The organism is Luteolibacter sp. (assembly GCF_058122085.1).
The window spans coordinates 1-9166 of the sequence record NZ_JBIKBQ010000142.1 but is presented as its reverse complement, the minus strand read 5'-3'; the positions used below and the strand labels follow the sequence as shown (position 1 = coordinate 9166).

The window sequence follows — 9166 nt, the reverse complement described above, 5'->3', positions numbered from 1 at the left end:
TTCACTCCGCTACGCTCCGTTGCGTGCTGCGCCTTCCACTCCGGCTTCCCAAAATCGAGTCCCTCGCCACTCCAACCTTGATCCCCAATCCATGATCACCTATCTCTTTCCCGCGCCCCACCACACCAGCTTAGTTTAGCCCCTCCGTGGTCGAACTTTCGGGTCCGCCAAAGATTCAGCGAGGAATACGGCGCGAGGAATCTTGAGCGAGTGATGGATCGGATGCTGGGGACGATGATCGCGGAGGCGCTGCTGGGTGGCAAAATCACAACGGGCCAGACGATACGGGTGAAGGTGGAGGGCGTGTCACTGCGTCTTCATGCTGGGGAGACTTCGTAATGGCACCGCTAAAGTTTCATATTTGAGATATGGGATATTACTGGCCCGGTAATTTCAGTCATCCGGGAGTGCCCGGAGGGCGGCGTTCTGCTTTCGACTGAGACAGTCGGAACACATTTCATTCATCAAACCCCAACCAGTTGCTCGCGGGCGGTCTCGCTTTGGCTGAGGTAGCAGCCGGGATCGGAGCCCCAGATGTGGCCGTTGACCGCGGCGGCGCGGGTGCGGAAGCCTCCGCCGCAGAGGTTGAACCAGCGGCAGTCACCGCACGGGCCTTGGATCTTCGCCTGGCGTTGCTCGTTGCTGAGCAGGCCGATGGAGCGGATTTCCTCGAGCATGGCGGCGGAAGGCTCGTGCTTGCCCTCCCAGATTTCGGAAAACGGCGTCTGTTTGACGTTGCCGAGATGGAGCTCCTGCCAGAACTGGTCGGGGTGGACGTTGCCCTGGGTGTCGATGTTGGCGATGCCGCGGCCGGAGCTGTTGGCGCCGCCGCCGTTCCAGCCTAGCAACTGGCGGGCGGCTTCGAGATTGGGGTGGTTCTCGCGCTCCATGCGCAGGAGCAGATAGGGACCGTCGGCGGGCTGGGTGACGGTGAGCAGCTCGCGGTGGACGCCGTCGCGGTGCCATTGCTCGACGCGGGCGATGAGGGTGTCGATGGCGTGACGGGATTCCTCGGGGCGGAGGATTTGCAACGCGCTGCCACGGCCGGAAGGGACGAGGTGATAGAAACAGACGCGCTGGATTTCCTGCTCCTCGATGAAGTCGAGGATGCGCTCGATGTCGGCGACGGTATGGCGGGTGAGTGTGAGGCGCAGGCCGGTTTTCTGGTCGACGTCGTGGCAGGCCTTGAAGCCTTCGACGGCGGCTTTGAACGCGCCTTCCTTGCCGCGGAACTGGTCGTGGATCTCGCCGATGCCGTCGAGCGAGATGCCGACGTAGGCGACGTTGGCGGCCTTGAGCAGCGCGGCTTTTTCCGGGGTGATGAGGGTGCCGTTGGTCGAAATAGTGAGTTTCAATCCGGCTTTCGTCGCGAGATCGACGAGGTCGAAAAAGTGCGGGTGGATCAGCGGTTCGCCGCCGGACAGGAGCAGCGAGGGGATTTGATAGGCGGCGAGATCCTTGACGACTGTCTGCATTTGTTTCCAGTCGAGCTCGCCGGGATAGCGGGCGGCCATCGAGTCCGAGTAGCAATGGACGCAGCGCAGGTTGCAGGTGCGGGTGATGTTCCAGACGACGATGGGGCGGCGTCCGCGGGCGCTGGCTTCGGCGGCTTGGCCGTGGCCGTAGCGGAGTCCGTCGGCGGGTTGTTCGTGACCGGTCCAGAGGCGGGTGAGATTGATCATGGTTTGATTTGGTTATTTGGTGAGAACGAGAGAGGCGCGTGGTTGATAGACGCAGGCGGGATCCGCGGCGAAGGGGTCGCCGGTGAGGCCGTAGGCGCGGGAGCGGGAGCCGCCGCAGATCGTGCGGAACTCGCACTCGCCGCATTTGCCGCCGAGGGCGTCGGAATCACGGAGAGAAATGAACAGCGGGTGATCCCGATAGATCCCGGCGGGGCTGGTCTCGCGGACGTTGCCGCAGACGAGCGGCAAGAAGCCGCTGGGGCTGACCTCGCCGGTGTGGGAGATGAACATCACGCCGCGGCCGTCGCGGATGCCGAGCGGCGCGCGCATGCCTTGGCGGCCGGTCGCTCCGCCCTTGCCACGCTGGGCGAGCACCCGGCGGAAGTGGTGGCCTTCGGTGGTCTTGATCGCGAAGGGCGCGGTGCCGACGAGGTCGGCCATTTCCTCGAAAACGGTTTCAAGCTCGGCGGGATCGGGCACGTCGTCGGCTCCGGCGCGGCCGGTCGGCACCAGGATGAAGACGCTCCACATTTCCGGTTTCCACTCGAACATCAGGTCGCGGAAGGCGTTGAATTCGTGAAGATTCGAGCGGGTGAGGGTGGTGTTGATCTGGAGTGAAATGCCGGCTTCCCTCGCGAGTTCGATGGCTTTCACGGTGCGGTCGAAGGTGCCGGTCACGCCGCGGAAGCTGTCGTGGGTTTCGCGGGTGGCTCCGTCGAGACTGAGCGACATGCGTTCGATCCCGGCGGCGCGGATCTTGTGGAAATCGTAATTCACCAACCGCGCGGTGGCGGAAGGGCTGAGGCCGACGCGGATTCCCGCGGCCGACGCGCGGGCTGCGATTTCGAGCACGTCGGGGCGCATCATCGGGTCGCCGCCGGTGAGGATGAGCATCGGCGGGGCCAGCTCGGCGAGTTGATCGACCAGCCGAAGCGCTTCCAGCGGCGACAATTCGTTCGGGTCGCGGTCGTGCTGGGCTTCCGCGCGGCAGTGGCTGCAAGCCAACGCGCAGGCGCGGGTCAATTCCCAGAAGACGAGGAAGGGCTTATTCGCGAAGGGATCGGCAGTGGCCAGGGTCGGGCGCATGTCCATGATGGCTGGACGATAGGAGGCGGGATCGCCGATCCGCTACGCACAGCCCCAGAAGAATTACGCATATTTTGCCTATGCTTATTTTGTGGGCCGGGCGGGTGAGTCAATCGGGTTGCGCGACGGCCGCATGCAGGGAACACTGCCGCGACAATGAGCGGGTGGACGGAAGCAACTTTGAGGGCGGCAGCCTCGTGGCAGGCATTTAAAGAAGGGAAATCCCTTTTCGAAAGCGGCATGGTCGCCGACGTCCAGACCGGGGCGACCGGCTGGCAAGGCACGGTGAAGGTGGGAAAGCGGCTGATGAAAGTCAGCGTCACGGTGAAATCTCCCACCGATCTGGACACCCGCTGCCCGTGCGCGGACAACCAACGGAGCGGCTCGGTCTGTTGTCACGCCGTCGCTACCGGGCTGGCGTCGCTTGGCAAAGCGCAGCCAAAGCCGGCCATTTCAAAAACTGCACCTCAGGCAGTTGTGGCGGTTCCATGGCAGGTCCTGCTTCCGCTCAACTGGCGCGACGCCTTGCAGCGCGGGAAATTCGCCGCCACCCTGGCCGTCGCGTCCGGCAGCGAAATTTCGCCCGCCGATGACCGCTTGAACGCGTGGCTCGCCAAGGAAGGCGTGGCGAAGAAGGAAATCCTCAGCCTCAGTCTCGACGGCCCTCGCGTCCCGGCGTTTCTCGAATCCATCGCCGAACATCCGCGCCTGGCGGCGGGCAAGGACCGTTTGTTGATCCAAATCCGCTCCGGCGAGCGGCTCCAGCTGATCGCGGCGGAGCACCGGCAGGACTCGGTCCTCCTCGTTCCCGATCCCGAATCCGGGCCGTGGATCGAAATCGGTGGCTCGTTTTGGCAGATCGGCGAGGACTCGGTCGTGCGGGTGGGCGAGGGGAGGATCCCGCCGGATCTGGCCGCGGCCTTGGGCGAGCTGGCGCAGGGGAAATCCGTGGAAATCCCGACCCTGCGGTTCTTCAATCATCTCGATTCCTGGCAGGAATGGCTGCATTTCCCGGCCAATTGCTGGCTGGAATCGCTCCATTTCGTCCAGGCGGCGGCGTCCTTCGAGCTCTCGCTGGAAGGCTCGCTCCAGCATTTGGAGGCCCAGCTCCGCGTGCGCTACGGTTCCGCGCCGCCGGTTCCGCCGGGGCTGGGGAAAGTCGATGGTCTGCCGCGGTTGGTTGGGGACCACTGCGAGGTCCGGGACTTGGCGAAGGAGGAGAAAGCCGCCTCCCGGCTCTCGCGGGCGGGCTTCGAGGTGGAGAATTTTTCAAGCGGCCGCTGGGTGATGAAAGGGGAGTCCGCCATCCTCGATTTCCTCACCCAATCGCTGCCGATCCTGCGCAAGGAGTGGTCGGTCACCGAGGGCGAGCGCTTCGGCCACGTGCAGAAACAAGTCGCCGTGGTTTCGCCGAAAATCGACATCATCGGCTCGGGCGAGGACTGGCTGAGTTTCGACCTCTCATTTCAAACGAGTGATGGAGTTTCGATCCCGGCGGCGGAAGTGCGGAGGCTTTTGAGAGCGGGAAAAGGCTCCGGCGCGTCCGCTGGTGGACGGCGTTTGGTGATCTCGGACGACATCGCCAGCGTCATCGATCCGCTCTTTTCCGACCTCGATTTGCGCCAGGAAAACGGCCATTTCATGGCTTCGGCGCGTGCCGGTGAGCTCATCCTTGAAATCCGGAACAAAATAGACAAGTCGCAGACTTCAAGTGATCAGCCGGTTTCCTTCACATTCGATTCCCCGGCCACCCTGCAAGCTGACCTGCGTCCCTACCAATCCCTCGGTGCGGGCTGGATGTTCGACCGGGTCCAGCGCTTCGGCGGGGCTCTGCTCGCCGACGATATGGGACTTGGTAAGACGGTTCAAACCATCGCTTTAATAGAACGGGTATTGGAGCAGCCAGACACCGATTCCGGAGTGGTGATGGTGGTGGCCACCGCGTCGCTGCTCGGAAACTGGCGGGCGGAGTTCGCCCGCTTCGCCCCGGCGCGGCAGGTGCGGATTCTCCACGGGGCGAGCCGGGATGCGGAGCGGGAGAAGGTTCAGCCCGGCGATGTGATTCTCACCAGCTACGGCACGCTGGCCCGGGATTTGGCCTATCACTTGAAGCGCGAATATCGTGCCGTCGTCGTGGACGAGGCGAGCTTGATGCGGAACCCGGACACCGATCACGCGAAGGCGCTGGGGAAATTGCGGGCCACCTGCCGGGTTGCGCTGACCGGCACGCCGATCGAGAACGGGGTGAAGGATCTCTGGTCGATTTTCCGCTTCATCCAGCCGGGCTGGCTCGGTGGTCGCGAGGATTTCCGGGAGCGCTATGAACAACCGCTCGCTACCGGCGAATCCGCCGGGGCGGTGATCGAGCGCCTGCGTTTGAAAATTTCGCCCTTCCTGCTCCGCCGGACCAAGGAGCAAGTTGCCCCCGAGTTGCCGTCGAAGCTCTTCATCGATGAGTTCTGCGATCTCAGCCCCGACCAGCAAGCGGTCTATAAAGAGCTGCTCATCGAAGGCCGCAAGCGGGTGGACGCCATCGCCGATTCCGGCAACAAGGGCGCGGCGCGGATGCAAATGCTCACCGCGCTGCTCCGGCTCCGCCAGACTTGTTGCGATCTCGCGCTGCTGAAGAACGATCGGTTCAATCAACTGTTGGTGGCGCGGCGCTCGGCCAAGCTCCAACGCTTGTTGGAGTTGATCGATGAGGCGGTTAATGGAAATCACAGAATGCTTATTTTCAGCCAGTTCCAGACACAATTAAAGGAAATCGAGAAATGTATTTCCGAGCGTGGCTGGGACAGTTTGCGGCTGGATGGCCAGTCCCGGAACCGCCAACAACTTGTGGATAAGTTCCAGCAACCGAACGGCCCGCCGGTTTTCCTGATCAGTCTCAAGGCTGGCGGCTACGGACTCAATCTCACCGCCGCAGACACGGTGGTGCACTTCGACCCGTGGTGGAATCCGGCGGCGGAGGCCCAGGCGACCGACCGTGCCCACCGGATCGGGCAGACCCGGCCGGTGACGGTTTATCGCCTACTGACCCGTGGCACGGTCGAGGAAAAGGTGGTCCGCCTGCAGGCGAAAAAACGCGAGTTGGCGTCAGCCATCGACGAGGACGGCATCGGCGACGCGGCCGGTTGGAGCATGGAAGATCTGGAGTCGATGCTCTAAATCACCCGCGACCAGAGCACCTTGAGATAGCGCGATTCCGGGTAGTTCGAAAGCGTCGGGTGGTCCGGTCCGGCTCCCGTGCGGTCGAAAGTCTGCAGCCGCTTGTTCCGACGGTGGGCGGAAGTAATCACGATCTGCTCGAACTCGCCGGCACCGAGCATTCCCGAGCACGAACAGGTCACGAAAAGCCCTTCAGGCGCGACGAGTTGCAGCGCGAGCTTGTTCAAATCGGCATATTTCGCGGTGCCGATGTCGTCCTCGCGGCCGTGGATGAACTTCGGCGGGTCGGCGATGACGAGGTCCCAGGTGCGGCCGTTTTCGATCATCGTCCGCGCCCAGGTGAAGGCGTCGGCGTGGGTGAATTTCACCCGCGCGTTGTTCAAGTTCGCGTTGCGCTTGGCCATCGCGATGGCCGTCTCGTCGAGATCCACGCCGGTCACGTCCTCGGCTCCTGCGAGGGCCGCGGAAATCCCGAAGCCGCCGGTGTAGCAGCAGAGATCCAGCACAGTCCGGCCTTCCGCCAGCGCGCCGAATTTCTTCCGGCTGTCGCGCTGGTCGCAGAAAAACCCGGTCTTGTGGCCTTCCGAGAAATCCACCTCGTAGCGCACGCCGTGCTCGCGGATTTTCACCGAGCGCACGTTGTCCGACTCCGCCCCGCCGCGATGCGGGATGCCTTCGATCCGCGCCAAATCCTGATCCACGCCTACAACCACGCGCTTCGTGTCGAAGCATTCGTGGAGCAGCGGCAGCCATTTCGGCAGGCGCTGCCATGCCGCGAGATTGGTGATTTCCACCGACAGCACGTCCGCGAACTTGTCCGCCACGATGCCCGGCATGAAATCGGCGTCGCCGTGGATCGCGCGGTAGCTGTCGGTCTGCGCGTCGAGTTTGAGCACCTCGCGGCGGAGATTCGCCGCGCGGCGGATGGCGTTTTCAAAGAAAGATTCGTCCTCCAGCTCTTCGAGCGAGTGGCTCACCACCCTCAGCGGCATCCGCGATTTCGGGTTCCAGAGGCCCCAGCCGAACGGCGTGCCTTCTTTCCCCAGCACGAGGACGAATGAACCCGGCGTCGCGTCGCGGGAAACCTCGCCGATCATCTTGGGCCAGATCGACGGATGGAACGTTTGATACTTGAGTTGGACAGTCGGCACGGCGGGAACGAATGCTGAAATCGCCCGCGACTCAAGGAATAAGACCGCCTCGCCCCACTGATCAGACCTCGGATTCAAGATATTTTAACCGCAAATGAACGCAGATGGACACAGCTAAGAAAAGACGGTGATGGTTGAGATTACGACGAATTCCAAGATTTTCACTCTTCATCATCCCATCTTCCATCTGCGTTTATCTGCGTTTATCTGCGTTTATCTGCGGTTGAAAAAACTCTTCAACTGTAGCGCCCACCTCTTTTCCACAAACCGCGTTTGCCACGCAGCCCGCTTTAGGGAACGGTGCGCCTTTATGAAAATGCACCGCATCCTCGCCGAGGCCGCCTCGACCATCGCCAAATCCGTCTTTCGCGAGCACCGCGTCCTCGATCACGAACTCGCCACCGCCTTCGAGGAAAACCCGAAATGGGGCAAGCGCGACCGCAGTTTCATCGCCGAGACCGTCTTCGAAGTCGCCCGCTGGCGCCGCGCGCTTTCCTTCCTCGTCGACAGCGAGGAAACGACCGCCCTCTGCGCTGCCCAGTGGGTCCGCATGGGCTACGAAATCCCGGAATGGTGGGCATACAACGGCAAAACCGCCGAGGAAATGAAAGCCCGCGAAGCCGAGCTCGCCGACCAACCCCGCGCCGTCCGCGAATCCATCCCCGACTGGCTCGACGCCCTCGGTTCTTCCGAACTCGGCGACGCTTGGGACGCCGAACTCGCCGCCCTGAATCAGCGCGCCTCCATTTTCCTCCGCGTCAACACCCTCCGCGCCACCCGTCCGGAAGTCATCGCCTGGCTCGCCAGTTTCCACATCGTTGCCACCGAAGTCCCCGGCCTGCCCGACGCCCTCGTCCTCGCCCCCGGCAAATCCCTGCCCAAAACCCTCCGCCTCGACGGCCGCGTGGAAATCCAGGACGCCGGCTCGCAAATGATCGCCCCGCTCGTCGATCCCCAACCCGGCGAGCGCGTCATCGACGCCTGCTCCGGTGCTGGCGGAAAGTCGCTCCACCTCGCCGCCCTCATGAACGGCGACGGCCGCGTCTTCGGCATGGACATCGATTCGAAAAAACTCGTCGAACTCGACCGCCGCGCCAAACGCGCCAACGCCAACAAGTGCGTGAAATCCAAGGAGATCAACGCCGCCACCACCACCGACTTCGCGGAAGTCGCCGACCGCCTGCTCATCGACGCCCCGTGTTCCGGCCTCGGCACGCTCAAGCGCCAGCCCGACCTGAAATGGCGGCTCAAGCCCGCCGCCATCGACCGCCTCCGCGGCATCCAGGCCGAGTTATTGGACAAATACACCGCCATGCTCAAGCCCGGCGGCCGCCTCGTTTACGCCACCTGCTCCATCCTCCCGTCGGAAAACCGCGCCGCCATCGACAAGCTATTGGCAAAAGGCGGTTTCACGCTGCTCGAAGAAAGTCCCGTCTCGCCCGCCGCCACCGGCTACGACGGTTTCTACGCCGCGGCGTTGGTGAAGGACGCCTGATATCGATTGGGGAGGCGTCTCCCACAATCCGCATTTTTTTCAGCCGCAAAAAGGGTCAAGAGAACGCAAAAAATGAAGATGGGAGAGGTTCGGGGAATCTCCTTGGCAAGGGCGAGCAGGGGGAGGTCAACTACTGGAGTTAGGGACTGGATTCCGTGCTGGTCGATGCCAGCGGGATGATTCACGTGAGCGTTCCGACTACTTCCCCCTCCATGTTCTACCGTGTGCGCGGGGCGCCGATGCCCACCGTTGTTCTGGGCATCGAAATCTCCACCGCCAGCGTCAGCCTCAGCGAATCGGGCACTGCGACCTTCGGCGTGCGCCTCACGGCGCAGCCACCCGGCACGACCACCGTGAATGTCTCCAGCGGCGATCTTTCCGCAGCCACAACGGGGCCGACCGCGCTCACCTTCACCACTGCGTACTGGAACACGCTCCAAACGGTGACGGTCACTGGCGCGGCGGATGTGGATCTGACTAATGAATCGGTCACGGGGAAATTTTTCTTTCCGTTAAATTGTTAAAATCTCAGCGGGCTGGCTGATGGACATTTGATACGAGAACTTGATCTCCCCAGCAAGCTC

7 protein-coding genes are annotated in these 9166 nt (G+C 62.8%); 4 read left to right on the top strand and 3 right to left on the bottom strand.

Annotation, left to right across the window (positions count from 1 at the left end; all coding sequences use genetic code 11):
* Window positions 1–87: 87 nt before the first annotated feature.
* On the top strand, window positions 88–339 hold the full coding sequence (locus tag AC4DF4_RS16820) for a hypothetical protein (protein WP_490049268.1): 252 nt from the start codon (window positions 88–90) through the stop codon (window positions 337–339).
* Window positions 340–464: 125 nt separating this feature from the next.
* Here AC4DF4_RS16820 and AC4DF4_RS16815 read toward each other — a convergent pair whose 3' ends face one another.
* Together AC4DF4_RS16815 and AC4DF4_RS16810 are read right to left on the bottom strand one after the other, a co-directional pair.
* Window positions 465–1682, bottom strand: coding sequence for a radical SAM protein (locus tag AC4DF4_RS16815; protein ID WP_490049267.1), 1218 nt, complete (start codon window positions 1680–1682; stop codon window positions 465–467).
* A gap of 12 nt (window positions 1683–1694) precedes the next feature.
* Window positions 1695–2768 (bottom strand): TIGR04053 family radical SAM/SPASM domain-containing protein, encoded by a 1074-nt coding sequence (locus tag AC4DF4_RS16810; RefSeq protein ID WP_490049266.1) that lies wholly within the window; start codon window positions 2766–2768, stop codon window positions 1695–1697.
* A gap of 240 nt (window positions 2769–3008) precedes the next feature.
* On the opposite strand from AC4DF4_RS16810, the gene AC4DF4_RS16805 reads away from it, so the two are divergent.
* On the top strand, window positions 3009–5936 hold the full coding sequence (locus tag AC4DF4_RS16805; protein ID WP_490049265.1) for an SNF2-related protein: 2928 nt from the start codon (window positions 3009–3011) through the stop codon (window positions 5934–5936).
* On the opposite strand, the gene AC4DF4_RS16800 is transcribed toward AC4DF4_RS16805, so the two are convergent.
* Window positions 5933–7087, bottom strand: a complete 1155-nt coding sequence (locus AC4DF4_RS16800; RefSeq protein WP_490049264.1) for a class I SAM-dependent rRNA methyltransferase — start codon at window positions 7085–7087, stop codon at window positions 5933–5935. The two genes, AC4DF4_RS16805 and AC4DF4_RS16800, sit on opposite strands and share 4 nt — an antisense overlap.
* 316 nt (window positions 7088–7403) lie before the next feature.
* On the opposite strand from AC4DF4_RS16800, the gene AC4DF4_RS16795 reads away from it, so the two are divergent.
* A complete protein-coding gene (locus AC4DF4_RS16795) occupies window positions 7404–8582 on the top strand; it encodes an RsmB/NOP family class I SAM-dependent RNA methyltransferase (RefSeq protein ID WP_490049263.1) in 1179 nt (392 codons plus the stop codon).
* Window positions 8583–8794: 212 nt separating this feature from the next.
* Window positions 8795–9106, top strand: a complete 312-nt coding sequence (locus AC4DF4_RS16790) for a hypothetical protein (RefSeq protein WP_490049262.1) — start codon at window positions 8795–8797, stop codon at window positions 9104–9106.
* Window positions 9107–9166: the final 60 nt, after the last annotated feature.